The 15,089-nt window shown below is 59.2% G+C and carries 11 protein-coding genes; 5 read left to right on the top strand and 6 right to left on the bottom strand.

Features of this window, described 5'->3' with window-relative positions:
• The first annotated feature begins 104 nt into the window (after positions 1–104).
• Positions 105–422 (top strand): hypothetical protein, encoded by a 318-nt coding sequence (locus tag CHU70_RS02615; RefSeq protein WP_038626786.1) that lies wholly within the window; start codon positions 105–107, stop codon positions 420–422.
• A complete protein-coding gene (locus tag CHU70_RS02610; RefSeq protein WP_147719439.1) occupies positions 410–1,972 on the top strand; it encodes an alpha/beta hydrolase in 1,563 nt (520 codons plus the stop codon). The genes CHU70_RS02615 and CHU70_RS02610 overlap by 13 nt, the downstream gene beginning before the upstream one ends.
• Before the next feature lie 94 nt (positions 1,973–2,066).
• Here the strand turns inward: CHU70_RS02610 and CHU70_RS02605 are convergent, their stop codons facing one another.
• Genes CHU70_RS02605 through dnaK form a run of 4 tightly spaced genes read right to left on the bottom strand, consistent with a single transcriptional unit; the run spans position 2,067 to position 6,176 of the window.
• A complete protein-coding gene (locus CHU70_RS02605; protein WP_115598433.1) occupies positions 2,067–2,489 on the bottom strand; it encodes a heat shock protein transcriptional repressor HspR in 423 nt (140 codons plus the stop codon).
• Positions 2,489–3,685 carry a molecular chaperone DnaJ gene (dnaJ, locus tag CHU70_RS02600; protein ID WP_070595703.1) on the bottom strand — a complete coding sequence of 399 codons (1,197 nt, stop codon included), beginning with the start codon at positions 3,683–3,685 and terminating at the stop codon, positions 2,489–2,491. The genes CHU70_RS02605 and dnaJ overlap by 1 nt, the downstream gene beginning before the upstream one ends.
• Before the next feature lie 59 nt (positions 3,686–3,744).
• Positions 3,745–4,332: a nucleotide exchange factor GrpE gene (gene grpE / locus CHU70_RS02595; protein WP_147739747.1), complete on the bottom strand. Its 588-nt coding sequence runs from the start codon at positions 4,330–4,332 to the stop codon at positions 3,745–3,747.
• A 2-nt stretch (positions 4,333–4,334) separates the two neighbouring features.
• Positions 4,335–6,176, bottom strand: coding sequence for a molecular chaperone DnaK (dnaK, locus tag CHU70_RS02590; RefSeq protein WP_016421564.1), 1,842 nt, complete (start codon positions 6,174–6,176; stop codon positions 4,335–4,337).
• 518 nt (positions 6,177–6,694) lie between these two features.
• Between dnaK and CHU70_RS02585 the strand changes: the two genes are divergently transcribed.
• The gene (locus tag CHU70_RS02585; protein WP_049171733.1) at positions 6,695–7,426 is read left to right on the top strand and encodes a YcnI family protein; all 732 of its coding nucleotides are present in this window, start codon (positions 6,695–6,697) and stop codon (positions 7,424–7,426) included.
• A gap of 277 nt (positions 7,427–7,703) precedes the next feature.
• Here CHU70_RS02585 and CHU70_RS02580 read toward each other — a convergent pair whose 3' ends face one another.
• A complete protein-coding gene (locus CHU70_RS02580; RefSeq protein ID WP_049171735.1) occupies positions 7,704–8,468 on the bottom strand; it encodes a cyclase family protein in 765 nt (254 codons plus the stop codon).
• 246 nt (positions 8,469–8,714) lie between these two features.
• Between CHU70_RS02580 and CHU70_RS02575 the strand changes: the two genes are divergently transcribed.
• Positions 8,715–9,491, top strand: coding sequence for an enoyl-CoA hydratase (locus tag CHU70_RS02575; RefSeq protein WP_101687927.1), 777 nt, complete (start codon positions 8,715–8,717; stop codon positions 9,489–9,491).
• Positions 9,492–10,030: 539 nt separating this feature from the next.
• Here the strand turns inward: CHU70_RS02575 and adhP are convergent.
• On the bottom strand, positions 10,031–11,092 hold the full coding sequence (adhP, locus tag CHU70_RS02570; protein ID WP_070767112.1) for an alcohol dehydrogenase AdhP: 1,062 nt from the start codon (positions 11,090–11,092) through the stop codon (positions 10,031–10,033).
• Positions 11,093–11,465: 373 nt separating this feature from the next.
• Here adhP and CHU70_RS02565 point away from each other — a divergent pair, with 373 nt between their 5' ends.
• Positions 11,466–14,849: a heterodisulfide reductase-related iron-sulfur binding cluster gene (locus CHU70_RS02565; protein WP_147739746.1), complete on the top strand. Its 3,384-nt coding sequence runs from the start codon at positions 11,466–11,468 to the stop codon at positions 14,847–14,849.
• Positions 14,850–15,089 lie beyond the last annotated feature (240 nt).

Below are 15,089 nucleotides of genomic sequence, written 5' to 3'. Positions count from 1 at the left end.
AGTTATCCACAGGACGTCGCCGTGCGTTGCTATCGCTCAGAGTTATCCACAGTTCGCTGAAGATGCTCTTCCGCTGCCTTTCGCCACCCAGCAGAATCAAAAACATGGCCGAACACATCACAGTCAATCCAGCTCAACTATCCGCCTTAAGCCGCTCTTACCAGCAGATCTCCACTCGTATTGATGGTCTTTCCACCATCGTCGCAGCTGCCCCGGGAAGTGCCGACCTCACCTCTGCCCTGCCCGGCTCACGGATTGTCCCCGCTGCCTCCACTACTTGTGGGAAGTGGTCGGAATCATTGCTTGCCGCGTGCACAAACATCGACGTTATTGCGCAGGCTGCCGATGCCCTCGCGGTCAGCGCTCTCGCGCACGAGCATGACCAGTCCGCCGCCTTGGAAAAGCCGTCATGGTCACGGTAGGCGAAGCGCTGCTGTGGCGTGTGGATTCGCTGGAGATCCTCGCCCGGGCGCTGCGTTCCGGGGCGCGCGCCCTCACCGATTCCGCCGACAGTTCCCAGGGCGCACTCAACGCGCTTTCAGAGGATGACTTCGCCGGCGACAACCGCAGCGCCGCCGAGGCTTCTGTCACCCACAGCTCCACGCGTCTGCGCCGGAGCAGCGTAGCGCTCGAACGTCTCGCCGCCTGCTGCAGCGATACCGCCGCCATGCTTAACGACGTCATCCGCGAACTTACCGACGCGGTAAACCAGGCAACCAACCTGGGGTTTCAGGTGAATCTGGTTTCTGGTGCGGTGACTCCGCCGGAGGGCATGCTGTCTACGATTGCGCGCAGCCTCGTTCATCCCAAAATTCCTTCCGGGCCTTTCACCATGGCCGAATGGCGTGCAACCTCGCAGCTTCGGATTCAGTCGGCCTTGGCTGAACTCAACCGACTCGATGAGAAGGCGGCGGGCGCAATCTCAGCTCTTTCACCACTGGTGGCAAGCGGAGCTAGTGGCTCGGGTAGATTGCAGCCATCGCAGGCTGGTCGTGGTACTGGCACCACTAGCGACAAAGAGATTGACGGTGGTTGGGACTTGGAAGTTGGGAGCGGATGGGCTGGGGCGTATTCGAGTAGCCCGCTATCAGAGATAGATGCCGCCATGTCCGCTCGCGCCAGGGCTTTGGGGCTGCCTCCTGGACAACTATTGGAGTCCTCGCCTGGACATTCTGCGATTGCGTTCGGTGACGTTGAGCGAGCATCGACTGTGATCACTCTCGTCCCCGGTACCAGCTCTAGCGCGGAGGACGCTAGCAAGCAGTTCGAGCGTGTAGCCGCGACCTTCCACGCCGCCGGTGGAGATCCGGAGGATGTGGCGGTGGTGTTGTTTTCCTATGACGCGCCACCCAACCTCCGTGAGGCCATACGCACCGAGTATCACAATTTTGCTGCAGAGCGGCTGCAGCACTTGCAAGCCGGTTTGATTGAGCGTTCCGGTGGTGTCGATAGCGGTGACACCGCAGTTGCCGGTGGCGCTACCGCCCATGCCCAGTCTCCTACTCAGCGGCACGTTGTCGCCGGCTATAGCTATGGGGCGACGGTGGTCTCGCAGGCCTCCCTTGGTAGTGGCCTCTACGCGGATAGGGTGCTGCTCATAGCTCCGCCAGGTGTTGGCCCTGGACTGGAGCGTGCAAACGACATGAAACTGCTCAAGCCGGACGGTACAGCCCGACCCGAATATGAAAATAGCCACCGTGTGGCGGTGGCGACGTCCCCGATGGACCCCATTCGGATTCCTGCCGAACTGGGGATTCATGGGAAAAACCCGGCGGATAAAGACTTCGGCGCGTACGCACTCAACCTGAGTGAGCGTGGCCTGTCCATGCGAGACTTGGCCGAATTCATGGTCACTCCCGTGCAGGATATTCCTCAAAAGTATCGGCACGTTCAGGGCAACCCACACATCGAACACTACTTTAACGATGGAGTTTTCACCCGCGAGACCAACTGGTGGCTAACTGATAGCTGACCGGCGTCTCAGATCAACAGTTGCTTATCCGCGGCCCAAATTAACAAGCCAAGAGAAAACGGACTAAGCAGCCGACGCTGCTTAGTCCGTTCAATCACCTGTGTGGGTTATCCTCCCCAACACGATCACCTCTGCGCCCGCGCCGCGTGCGCGGCTCCCACATCACCACGGCCGTAGAGCGGGGGACGTGAACCAGTTCGCCACGCGAGCGGCGAGCCTGTGCCTTTGCCTGGTAGAGCTGCTCTCTCAGTTCTGCATTTTCCTGCTCAAGCGAATCCACCCGCTCAGTCAGGTCGATGATGGCCTTAATACCGGCCAGGTTGACGCCGTCTTCCTGACTCAGACGCTGAATCTCACGCAGCAGCGCAACATCGCGTTTGGTGTAGCGCCGACCTCCTCCGGAGGTGCGCTGCGGAGTTACTAACCCGAGTCGGTCATAATTACGCAGCGTTTGCGCATGCATGCCGGCGAGATTCGCGGCTACGGATATGACATAGACCTCAGTGTTGTCGGACATTATTTCGCACCTGCCCAACCCTCACGAGGATTGAACCCGCTAGCACGCTCCGCTTCGACGTAGGAGCGCAACGCCGAAGTGGCATTGTCATCCAAATTGGTCGGTACCTTCACGCGCACGGTCACTAGCAAATCCCCCGGAGTGCCATTGCGCTTTGGGATACCCCGACCGCGCACACGCAGTGTTCGGCCATCGGCTGTGCCAGCCGGCACACGCACACGAATCTTGTCACCCAACGTCGGCACAGTAATGGTGCCGCCGAGTGCGAGTTCGCCGAAGCTCACCGGCACCGTGACCTCAAGGTCATTGCCGCTGCGGGTGAAGACTTCATCCGGGCGAACATGAACGGTGACAAAGAGGTCACCGGCCGGACGCCCTCGCAGTCCCGCTTCACCTTGGCCAGCAAGACGAACCTTCTGGCCGTCCACCACACCTGCGGGGACGCGAACGGTGATGGTACGACGACGGGTGGTCACACCGGTGCCGTTACACTGCGAGCAGGGATTCTCAATGCGAGTTCCCTGGCCACCACAGTCCGCACACGGGCTGGAGAAGCCGAAGGCCCCCTTTTGCTCCTTGACATACCCCGAACCGTGACAGGTGGTACACGTCACCGGCGAGGTTCCCGGCGCTGCACCCGAACCATTGCAGTTCGTGCATGGCGACGGGTTGGTGAGCTGCAGCGGGATAGTGACACCTTGGGCGGCCTCGCGGAAATCGAGCGTAATCTCTGTCTCCACATCCGCACCACGGCGGGCCTTCTGCCGCCCGGCAGCACCAGCGCCACCATTGCGGTTTACGAAGCCGCCCAGGAAATCACCTAGGCCACCTGCACCACCAGCATTGCCACCGAATCCGGCACCTCCACCGAAGAGATCCGACACGTCGAAGTCGAATCCACGTCCACCGGCAGCACCGGCCCCGCCAGCACCTGCGGCACCGGGGAATCGGAAACCACCTGCGAGCGCTGCACGCAGCTCATCGTATTCGCGGCGCTTGTCCTCGTCACCGACCACCGAGTATGCCTCGGAGATTCGCTTGAACTTATCTTCAGCAACCTTGTTGCCCGGGTTCTTATCCGGGTGGTTCTCCCGGGCTAACTTGCGGTAGGCCTTTTTAATCTCGTCGAGTGACGCAGACTTAGAGACGCCCAAGTCAGCGTAATAGTCCTTATCTGCCCATTCCCGTTGAGTCATGGTGCATCTCCTCCTTTCAAAAAACTAATTCAAAGAAATCTGCGTCACTTGTGTCTCCGCTACTGCGGATCGCCGATGATTACCATCGCCGTACGGATGACACGGTCATTAATGCGGTAGCCCTTGCGCAGCACATTGGCTAGAACCTTGTCATCCCCTTCGGAGAGATCCTGGACAGCCTCGTGGATGTCCGGGTCGAATTCCTCTCCTGCAGCACCAAACTCCTCAACACCCTGTGCGGTCAGCACGCCGCGGAACTTATCCGCGAAAGCCTTCAGCGGGGTGCCGTCTGCCAAGTCGCCGTGCTCTTCAGCCCGGTCGAGGTCATCAGCCAAAACCAGCAGTTCTCCAGCCAGCTTTGCCTTTGCCTGTACGCGCTCGTTCTCACGGTCTCGGTCAACTCGACGACGGTAGTTTGCGAACTCCGCCGACAGGCGCTGCAGGTCCTCCGTACGCTCATCCAACTCACGCTGGATGGCTGCAACTGGGTCTGCAGCTTCCTCCGCGGCGGTGTCGCCGGCGGCATTTTCGGTCGCCGGCTCCACGTCGTCGTCAAGCTTGGCCTGCTCGAAGACCTCGTTGACCTGATCGGCCAGGTTGGCCGGCTCCTCCGGGGTGGGCTGGTTTCCCTGATCCTGGTCAGTCATTCTTACTTGTCCTTCTCATCCTCGTCGACGACCTCAGCGTCAACGACGTTGTCGTCAGCGTCAGCGGCCTCAGCACCCTCGGCTGCGGTTGCACCCTCAGCTGCCTGAGCCTCGTAGATAGCCTTACCCATCTCCTGGCTCTCAGTGGACAGCTTCTCGACGGCGGACTTGATGGCCTCGATGTCGGAGCCCTTCAGAGCCTCGTCGACTTCCTTGGCAGCCTCTTCAACGCGGTCGCGGATGTCCTGGGAGACCTTGTCCTCGTTCTCCGATGCGAACTTGCGGGTCTGGTAAGCCATGGACTCAGCCGAGTTGCGGACTTCCTGCTCCTCGCGGCGCTTCTTGTCCTCGTCAGCGTGCTTCTCAGCGTCCTTGATCATCTGGTCGATCTCCTCCTTGGAGAGGCCGGAGCCGTCCTGGATGGTGATCGTGTTTTCCTTACCAGTGCCCTTGTCCTTAGCGGTGACGTGGACAATGCCGTTAGCGTCGATGTCGAAGGTGACCTCAATCTGCGGGACACCACGCGGCGCCGGAGCGATACCGCCCAGCTCGAAGGAGCCCAGCAGCTTGTTGGCAGCAGCCATCTCACGCTCACCCTGGAAGACCTGAATCTGAACGCTCGGCTGGTTGTCTTCAGCAGTGGTGAAGGTCTCCGAACGCTTGGTCGGGATAGTGGTGTTGCGCTCAATCAGCTTGGTCATGACACCGCCCTTGGTCTCAATACCCAGCGACAGCGGGGTGACGTCGAGCAGCAGCACGTCCTTGACCTCACCGCGCAGAACGCCGGCCTGCAGAGCAGCACCAACTGCGACAACCTCGTCCGGGTTAACACCCTTGTTCGGCTCACGACCACCGGTCAGTTCCTTGACCAGCTCAGAGACTGCCGGCATACGGGTGGAACCACCGACCAGCACGACGTGGTCGATGTCGGAAACCGGAACATCAGCGTCAGCAATGACCTGCTGGAACGGCTTACGAGTGCGATCAAGCAAATCGGAGGTGATGCGCTGGAACTCAGTACGGGACAGGGTCTCGTCCAGGAACAGCGGGTTCTTGTCAGCATCAACGGTGATGTACGGCAGGTTGATAGATGCCTGCTGCGAGGAGGACAGCTCAATCTTGGCCTTCTCAGCAGCCTCACGCAGACGCTGCAGAGCCATCTTGTCCTTGGTCAGGTCGATGCCGTTGCTGGACTGGAACTTCTCAACCAACCAGTCAACGATGCGCTGATCCCAGTCATCGCCACCGAGCTTGTTGTCACCAGCAGTTGCGCGAACCTCAACAACACCGTCGCCAATCTCCAGCAGGGAAACGTCGAAGGTACCACCACCGAGGTCGAAGACCAGAATGGTCTGCTCCTTGTCGGACTTCTCCAGGCCGTAAGCAAGTGCAGCAGCAGTCGGCTCATTAACAATGCGCAGAACGTTCAGGCCAGCAATCTGACCCGCTTCCTTGGTCGCCTGACGCTCAGCATCGTTGAAGTAAGCCGGAACGGTAATAACCGCATCAGTGACGTCGTCACCCAGGTAAGACTCAGCGTCGCGCTTCAGCTTCATCAGCGTACGAGCGGAAATCTCCTGCGGAGTGTACTTCTTGTCATCGATCTCGATGCTCCAGTCAGTACCCATGTGGCGCTTGACCGAACGAATAGTGCGATCAACGTTAGTGACAGCCTGGTTCTTAGCGGACTGGCCAACCAGGACCTCACCATTCTTTGCAAATGCAACCACCGACGGAGTGGTGCGCGAACCCTCAGCGTTCGCAATCACCTGAGCCTCGCCGCCCTCGAGGACGGAGACACAGGAGTTCGTCGTACCCAAGTCAATACCAACAGCGCGTCCCATGATGAATACCTTTCTAGAAGAGTAAAAGAATTGCCCTTAAGTCTTACGCGCTCAAGTCTGCATTGCCGTAGAAAATCTGTCAAGCAAACTTGAGTGTGTCCGACTCAATGTTTGTCATGCTGTGCAACGGACTATGGGGCAAAGTTATTCCCACCCAACTCAACTTTTCTAAAAAAACCGTCATCACCGCAGGTCACCGCGATAAAAGATTTTTACAAGACTATGCTCTAAAGCCACTCACGGTAGCCGACAGCGCAATTTTCTATACAGAATCCTGCCTCTGGACTCCAGGGGGACAAAGAATTTCCTAGCACTAGCCCTGGGAACTTTCCTGCACAGCGAACCGACTAATCCCCTGACGTGTTTTGCAGCCACCGGCTCATCAACAGGCCATGCCCTTGTTACCCCATGGCCTGACACCGAATCAGCTCTGGCGGCTCCACTAATACATGTCTAAATTCTCCCCATTTACGGGGCGATTGAGCCAAGAATTCATCCCACTTATTTAGGAGTTTTTCGTGCCTCAGAATGCACAGCGACACCATTTCCCCTTTTTCCGTGGGCTCGCAGTAGCGTCGGCAAGCGCCGCACTAACCCTCGCCTTCCCTGCCATTGCATCCGCACATGTGCATGCAACCCCGTCGTCTGCCCCGATTGGCGGCTACGCGGATCTGGCTTTCGGGGTCGGCCATGGCTGCGACGGTTCGCCGACGACGAAGGTCGAGTTCACCATCCCGGAGGAGTTCGAAAAGGTTACGCCGAACGTGAACGCGAACTGGGATGTCACCAAGGAGTCGACCGGCTCTGGCAAGAATGAAAAGGTGCAGAAGGTCATCTACACCGCAAAGACTCCACTGCCGTCGGACCTGAAGGATTCTCTGACGCTCAGCGTGAAGGTGGCTGATGACGCAAAGCCGTCGACAGTTGAGGTGCCGACGCTGCAAACCTGTGAAAAGGGTTCGATGAACTGGGCTGAAAAGGACCACGATAGTGACTACCCGGTTCCAACTGTGGAGCTGATTGAGAAGTCGGAAGACAATGAACATAGCCACGGCCACGACCACAGCCACAACCATGGCACCAGCGAGACAAACCACGGCGATAGCCGCTCAGACGACGTGGAGCATTCCGCAGCTGCTACCAGCGAGGATTCGAGCAGCACGCTTGGCGGCTGGGGCCTGGGGCTCGGCCTCGTGGGCGCGCTGACCGGTATTGCCGCATTGGTAGTTTCACTGCGCAAGCGAGGTTAAGACCACAGGCGGATTGCCACTCGGGAATCCGCCTTCACCGCGGCACTGCCGCCCATGCCTTCACAGAGCTCACCCCATGCGAGCACATAGAGCCGGCCGATCTTGACAATGCACGCCGGAGGATAATCCGTGCTGTCGGCTCGTCGTTTCGGTCGACGCAGTGAACGGACAATGCAAAGCTCTCAAACAATGACGGCTGAATCACGCATCTAGGCTCGGATTGAGTTAGGCGAAGCTTTATGGCGTATTCGAAAACCGTTCGAAGGCAGTGGGAGGATTACACTGGCAAAACAGCAAAAACTCGAGCTGGGAACCCCGTCCCATCCTTTGGCTTCGGCCAGGAGGCAACCACGAGAGCCCCCGTTTCCGGCACCTGGTCGAGCCCAGCCAGAAGTTCAATCTGCCATCGGTCACGCCCTAATAGATAGAGTTCCGTCGGCAAGCTGCCACCATGAGCCACGATGCCGGGGTCCGTATCAGTGGTCTCGTGCCCAATCGCCACAACGCCACGGTTGTCTATCAACCATTCGACAACCTCAACGTTCCATCCTGGGTAGTGAGTCACGCCCTCTTCATCCGCATTGGCCATTGCCTCAGCGTCAGGCCACCGCTTTGACCAGTCACTGCGAAATGCGACAAATGCACCGCCCGGAATCAAACCATTGCGTTCCTCCCACGCCTCGACATCAGCAATCGAAGGGGAGAAATCATTATCCCGAGCGACTTCAGCAGTGAAATCTAGGACGACCAAAGGCAGGATCATCTGCTCGACGCCAATATTGTCAAGAGTTCTCGTCTCTTGGACGAAATGCACAGGCGGATCCACATGCGTACCCCACTGGCCAACAAACTGATACTGGTCGATTTCAAATCCATGCTCAGCAACGGTGAAAAGCCGTGTTCGCTGTTCGTCGGGAAGCGCAGGGAATTTCGGCTGACCGGCGTGAAACGCGTGAGTCAAGTCAACATAGGTGTGGTTTTCCCGAAGCTTGCGAGCAATGTCCCATAGTTCGTGCGTGTTTGCGGTGTTCTTGTTCGACATAAAGCGAAGTATATAGACAAAGCTGTCTAGTTAGCCAATATGGCCACCGGCACATCGAGCACTAAAAGACACCAACTCGCCCCACCCTGCACCTATCAGCTCAAACAGCCTGACGACACCCGCTACCGCAGGTACCCTCGCATACAGGAAAGACTTTTCAAGCCGCAGCCACGTTCTTCAGATTTTGGAATTGCGGGCTACATACACAACTTTCACCAAACTCAAGCCATCCCAAAGGAGTATCTAATGACCACCTACGAAAACATCCTTACCGAAACCCGAGGTCGCGTCGGCATTATCACCCTGAACCGCCCGAAGGCACTGAATGCCCTGAACCACAAGACCATGGAAGAGGTCGGCGCCGCAGCTACCTCCTTCGACCGCGACTCCGGCATCGGCGCGATTATCATTACCGGCTCCGAAAAGGCCTTCGCCGCAGGTGCGGATATCAAGGAGATGGCGGAGAAGTCCGGCACCGAGATGTACGTCTCCGACTGGTTCGCACGTTGGGACGTTCTAACTTCCGTCCGCACTCCAGTTATCGCCGCCGTCAATGGCTATGCCCTGGGCGGTGGCTGCGAGGTCGCTATGATGGCGGACTTCATCATCGCTGGCGCTAAGGCCAAGTTCGGTCAGCCTGAAGTCAACCTCGGTATCTCTCCGGGCATGGGCGGCTCGCAGCGTCTCACCCGCGCAATCGGCAAGGCTAAGGCAATGGAGATGTGCCTCACCGGCCGCATGATGGGCGCCGAAGAAGCTGAATGCGCGGGTCTGGTCGCCCGCGTCGTCGAGCCGGAAGCGCTTCTCGACGAGGCCCTGAAGGTCGCCGACACCATTGCGTCGAAGTCGCTGGTTGCCACTACCCAGATTAAGGAACAGATCAACCAGGCCTACGAAATGACGCTGTCGCAGGGACTGCTCTTTGAGCGTCGCACCTTCCACTCCCTGTTCTCCTCCAATGACCAGAAGGAAGGCATGGCCGCTTTCACTGAAAAGCGCGAGGCAAACTTCACCAACTCGTAAGAGCGCGCGGCGGCGTTGGGTGCGAGGCGCGGCGGCGCGACCCAAGTACTTTTTGCCAGCTTTTTGTAGGAAGTAACCGCGAATTCGGCGCTACTTCCTACAAAAAGCTGGCAAAAATGTTTCTGGGGGGGGCAGGCGAGGCCACCCCGGGGCCAAGAGCGCCACCACCCCCTGGGAGGCCACCGGAACCGACTCCCCAGAGTCCGTAACAACGGCGGACCTCGCCAAGCGATTCCCAGGGGCCCACATCGCCAAGACACTAAACCACGTCTCTTACGAGGAACTGATTAGCGATTACCGAACCCCGGAAGAGATCGCCGAGGGCGCACCGCGCCGAGCGATTGCAGTCATGTCGACAGACCCTGCGGCCCTCGAGGCCGCACGAGCAACAGTCGAAGCCTTCGGATTTGAACCGGTGCCCGTTGACGTGAGCGTCGGCAAGCGATTCAGACCCGACGGCGACCTTTTCGGAGTATGGCTATCTGCGGACCAGATGAGACGGGCGGTCGAGAAATAGAGGCGCCGACTAGAGCCTAGGACTAGTAGCGAATGGCCATGCGACCATCAATCTTGCCCTGCCGCATCAGCTCGAAGACATCGTTAATTTCGTGCAGCGAGCACTCCTTAACTGTCGGCTTGACCAGCCCGCGGGCGTAGAAGTCGAGAGCCTCGGCCATATCCTGACGCGTGCCGACGAGCGAACCACGAATAGTGAGATTGCGGAAGACAATGTCGAACACGCTCGCTGGGAACTCCCCCGGCGGAAGGCCATTGAAAACAATGGTTCCATCGCGGCGCGCCATGCCAAGCGCCTGGCCGAACGCACCCCTATGGACAGCAGTGACCAGAATGCCGTGAGCCCCACCATCGGTATAGGCCTGAACCGCCTGGACCGGATCCTCATCCTTAGCGTTCACAACGAACTCGGCACCCCACTCCTTTGCGTGGTCGAGTTTGTCTTCCGCGATATCCACGGCAATTACGCGCATACCCATCGCCTTGGCGTATTGGACCGCCAAATGCCCCAATCCACCGACGCCAGAAACCACCATAAACTGCCCCGGCTTCGTCTCGGAAACCTTGAGGCCCTTATATACAGTCACGCCGGCGCAGAGAATCGGCGCGGCCTCCAGGTAGTCCACGCCCTCCGGTATGCGAGCAGCATACCGCGTGTCGACCAGCATGTACTCGCCAAAGGAACCGTCCTGGGTATAGCCGCCATACTCGGCGTCGTTGCACTGAGTCTCGCGGCCGGTCCGGCAGTACTCACAGTCACCACACGCGGACCACAGCCATGCATTGCCGACAATGTCACCCACGCTGACCGAATGCTTTCCAGGGCCAAGCTCGACCACCTCGCCGATTCCCTCATGCCCCGGAATGAAAGGCGGCTCCGGCTTGACCGGCCAGTCCCCCTCTGTCGCATGCAAGTCAGTGTGACAGACGCCGGAGGCAATCAACTTCACGAGCGCCTGATTCGGCCCCGGCTTTGGCAGATCGACATCGCGAACATTGAGGTTTGGCCCAAATTCATCAACAACTGCGGCGGTGAACTGGGAGGATTGCCCGGAACGGACACGGTCTGACTGCACGGAGGTCATGATCAATCAACTCCTTGATTAGTCGGAAAACAACTGACGTACAACCCCACACTTTTTGAAAACAGTTTGCATTAGCGTATTTCGTTTCGTTTGTAAAACTGTGGAGCGCAAAAGTCAGCATAAAGTGACGCACGCCACCCTGTACACCCTTATTTTTCTAATGGAATATATTTAGAGCATGATCAGCGGGCGGAATTAAGAAACCCATTCGTTGCGAAAATCGCCGAAAATGCGCAGGTTACACCACATAGCCATGATTTCAGCACTAATTACGGCGTTAGTTATGTACGCGTCCGTGGCTCGTGATACAACTCACAAGAGAACTATTTTCACTCAGCCATCACCCTGGCTGAGCCAGCCTAGAAGGAACATTATGAGCGTGCTCAACCTCGCCGCGGCGACGGCTGACACGGCGATTCCGGAATCTACTGGATTCACCGTCGCAGTCGGCGTTATTGGCGTCCTGTTGTCCCTGCCCTGCTGGTTCATCTTTATTAAGGGATTCACCCATATGGTGAAGACCATCATGGTGGGCCAAAAGACGTACGGTCACACCGGTGAATGGGGAACCCGTATTTGGACCATGATCCGAGAGATCGTCGGTCACACCAAGATGGCCAAGAAGCCCGGCGTTGCTGTGGCTCACTGGTTCGTCATGGTGGGCTTCCTCCTCGGTTCCCTAGTGTGGTTCGAGGCGTACATTCAGACCTTCTGGCCCGCTGGCGGTTGGCCTCTTCTGAAGGACTGGACGGTCTGGCACTTCATTGACGAAATCCTCGGTCTGGGCACCACCCTGGGCATCCTGGCACTGATTCTCGTCCGCCAGACCAACCTGGGCAAGGAGCGCCTGAGCCGCTTCTACGGCTCCAACGCCAAGGCTGCCTACTTCGTTGAGACTGTCGTCCTCATCGAGGGCCTGGGCATGATGTTCGTCAAGGCTGCCAAGCTGGCTACCTACGGCGACCACGGTAACACTGGCGCCGAGGTCTGGACCTGGGCGAACTTCGTCACCGGTGGTATCGCACAGATTCTGCCGGCCTCCGAAGTCATGGTGTCCATCTTCGCGCTGATTAAGCTGCTGTCCGGTATGGTCTGGCTCTTCGTTGTTGGCCGCAACCTCACTTGGGGTGTCGCATGGCACCGCTTCCTGGCGTTCGCCAACATCCTGCTCAAGCGCAACGCTGACGGCTACAACGCCCTCGCTGGGGCTAAGCCGATGACCTCTAACGGCGAAATCCTGAACCTGGAAGAGGCTGACCCGGAGGTTGACTCCATGGGCACCGGCGTAGTCACCGACCACTCCTGGAAGGCTCTGCTGGACTTCACCTCCTGCACCGAGTGTGGTCGCTGCCAGGAGCAGTGCCCGGCATGGAACACTTCCAAGCCGCTGTCCCCGAAGCTGCTGGTTAACCAGCTGCGTGACCACGCTTACGCTTCTGCCCCGTACCTGTTGGCTGGCGAGACCATCGAAACCGCTCGCGAGGGCGAAGGTGCTGGCGCAGCACTCCTGACCAAGCCGCTGGTTGGCGACGGCGACGAGGGCATCATCGACCAGGACGTTCTGTGGTCCTGCACCAACTGTGGTGCCTGTGTTGAGCAGTGCCCGGTTGACATTGAGCACATCGACCACATCGTTGATATGCGTCGCTACCAGGTCCTGGTGGAGTCGGACTTCCCGACCGAGCTGGCTGGCCTGTTCAAGAACCTTGAGACCAAGGGCAACCCGTGGGGCCAGAACGCTTCCACTCGCGCCGACTGGATCAATGAGGTCCGCAAGGAAGGCGTCGTTGTCCCGATTTGGGGCGAGGATGTCGAGAGCTTCGACGATACCGAGTACCTGTTCTGGGTCGGTTGTGCCGGTGCTTACGACGACAATGCGAAGAAGACCACCAAGGCTGTTGCAGAGATGCTTTACACCGCAGGTGTGAAGTACGCTGTGCTCTCCCAGGCCGAGGGTTGTACTGGCGACTCCGCTCGCCGTGCTGGTAACGAATTCCTCTTCCAGATGTTGGCTGAGCAGAACATCGAGCAGCTCGACGAGGTCTTCGACGGTGTGCCGCCTAAGCAGCGCAAGATTGTCGTCACCTGTGCGCACTGCTTCAACACCTTCAAGAACGAGTACCCGGAGCTGGGCGGACAGTACGAAGTTGTCCACCACACCCAGCTGCTGAACAAGCTGGTTCGTGCTAACCGCCTGCAGCCGGTTGCTTCGGGTCAGGGCCGCCAGGTCACCTACCACGACCCATGCTTCCTGGGCCGCCACAACAAGGTATTCGAAGCTCCGCGTGAGCTGATTGGCGCGTCCGGCGCCAACCTCGTCGAAATGCCACGTAATAAGAACACCGGCTTCTGCTGTGGTGCTGGTGGCGCTCGCATGTGGATGGAAGAGACCATCGGTCAGCGCATCAACGTAAACCGCACCGAAGAGGCTGTCGGAACCGGCGCTGAGGCAATTGCCATCGGCTGCCCGTTCTGTAAGACGATGATGAACGATGGCGTCAACAACGTCATCGAGGACGACGAGAAGAAGCCGGAGGTCCTGGACATCGCCCAGATGCTCCGCGACTCCGTGAAGGTCGACGGCGAGCTGCCGCAGGCACGCGAACCGGAGTGGATTGAGCAGCCGGAGCGTGGCTGGGTCGATCCGAAGAAGGCTGAAGAGGAAGAGCGTCAGCGCCTCGAGGAAGAGGAAGCTAAGCGCAAGAAGGCTGAGGCTGCCGAGAAGAAGAAGGCAGAGAAGGCTTCCGCTGCCGGCGCTGGTGCCGCAGCTGCTGGTGCTGCTGCAGGCGCTGCTGCCAAGGGTGGCGCTCCGACTCCGGGTGGTGCTCCGAAGCCAGGCGGCGCTAAGGGCGGTGCCCCGACCCCAGGTGGTGCCAAGAAGGGCGCTCCGACTCCGGGTGGTGCTCCAAAGCCAGGCGGTGCCAAGGCCGGCGCACCAACTCCGGGTGGCGCCAAGAAGGGTGCTCCTGCTCCGGGTGGCGCTCCGAAGCCAGGCGGCGCCAAGGCCGGCGCCCCGGTTCCAGGTGGTGCAAAGGGCGGCGCCCCGACCCCAGGCGGTGCCAAGAAGGGTGCTCCAGCTCCGGGCGGCGCTCCGAAGCCAGGCGGAGCAAAGGCCGGCGCACCGGTTCCAGGTGGCGCTAAGAAGGGCGCTCCAGTTCCGGGCGGCGCCAAGGCCGCTAAGCCGGCCGCGCAGGCAGAGCCAGCAGCTGCAGAAACCGAAGCTCCGGCTGAGGCTCCGAAGGCAACCAAGGGCGCTCCGATTCCGGGTGGCGCACGCAAGGGTGCCCCGGTTCCAGGTGGTGCTAAGAAGGCAGCCCCGGCCGCCAAGCCGAAGGCCGAGGAAACCGCTCCCGCCGAGGACACCGCTGCTGAAGTAGCGGCCACCGAGTCCGAGCAGCCAGCAGCTGACCAGCCAGCAGCTGAGCAGCCGAAGACCGCATCCGGTGCTCCGGTTCCGGGCGGCGCACGCAAGGGCGCTCCAATCCCGGGTGGCGCACGCAAGGCCAAGCCAGTCGCCAGCACCCCTGCCCCGGCAGCAGAGGAAACCGAAGCTCAGGAGGCTCCTGCTCAGCCAGAGGCAGAGCAGGCTCCGGCGCAGCCAGAGGTTACCGAACAGCAGTCGGCGGAAGATGCCACCTCCTCCGAGCAGGCCACTGAGGCCCCAGCCGAGGAGACGCAGGCGCCGTCGGCAAGCGCTAAGAACCTTCCGCGCAACCAGCACGGAGTTCCGCTGCCAGGATCGGCGCGACGTAAGTAGCGCTCGCTAAGTAAACAGGAATCCGCCCGAGAGGTTATTCTTCCCGGGCGGATTTTTTGTGCTTTACGACGGTCCCTGCGCCACGGCATTAATCATGCAAATGGCACTCTCAACCGCACTGACAATATATTGATTACTGCATATTGATTACTGCATCCCGTTAGAGATGACCGCGTTGTGGTGTGGAAAGAGGTCTTGGCGTAGTGATTAAGAAATCGCTGTCACAGATAAGGGACTTTC

It is taken from the genome of Corynebacterium sp. LK10, from assembly GCF_008042455.1.
GTDB classification, from domain to species: Bacteria; Actinomycetota; Actinomycetes; order Mycobacteriales; family Mycobacteriaceae; genus Corynebacterium; species Corynebacterium jeikeium_D.
Note: the sequence above shows the minus strand (reverse complement) of the source record. Positions and strands in the feature narration are given on the sequence as shown.

What these genes read in the sequence shown, in the direction of transcription:
- CHU70_RS02615 (WP_038626786.1), top strand. Translation starts at nt 105, where the DNA reads ATGGCCGAACACATCACAGTCAATCCAGCTCAACTATCCGCCTTAAGC.
- CHU70_RS02610 (WP_147719439.1), top strand. Translation starts at nt 410, where the DNA reads ATGGTCACGGTAGGCGAAGCGCTGCTGTGGCGTGTGGATTCGCTGGAG.
- CHU70_RS02605 (WP_115598433.1), bottom strand. Translation starts at nt 2,489, where the DNA reads ATGTCCGACAACACTGAGGTCTATGTCATATCCGTAGCCGCGAATCTC.
- dnaJ (WP_070595703.1), bottom strand. Translation starts at nt 3,685, where the DNA reads ATGACTCAACGGGAATGGGCAGATAAGGACTATTACGCTGACTTGGGC.
- grpE (WP_147739747.1), bottom strand. Translation starts at nt 4,332, where the DNA reads ATGACTGACCAGGATCAGGGAAACCAGCCCACCCCGGAGGAGCCGGCC.
- dnaK (WP_016421564.1), bottom strand. Translation starts at nt 6,176, where the DNA reads ATGGGACGCGCTGTTGGTATTGACTTGGGTACGACGAACTCCTGTGTC.
- CHU70_RS02580 (WP_049171735.1), bottom strand. Translation starts at nt 8,468, where the DNA reads ATGTCGAACAAGAACACCGCAAACACGCACGAACTATGGGACATTGCT.
- CHU70_RS02575 (WP_101687927.1), top strand. Translation starts at nt 8,715, where the DNA reads ATGACCACCTACGAAAACATCCTTACCGAAACCCGAGGTCGCGTCGGC.
- adhP (WP_070767112.1), bottom strand. Translation starts at nt 11,092, where the DNA reads ATGACCTCCGTGCAGTCAGACCGTGTCCGTTCCGGGCAATCCTCCCAG.
- CHU70_RS02565 (WP_147739746.1), top strand. Translation starts at nt 11,466, where the DNA reads ATGAGCGTGCTCAACCTCGCCGCGGCGACGGCTGACACGGCGATTCCG.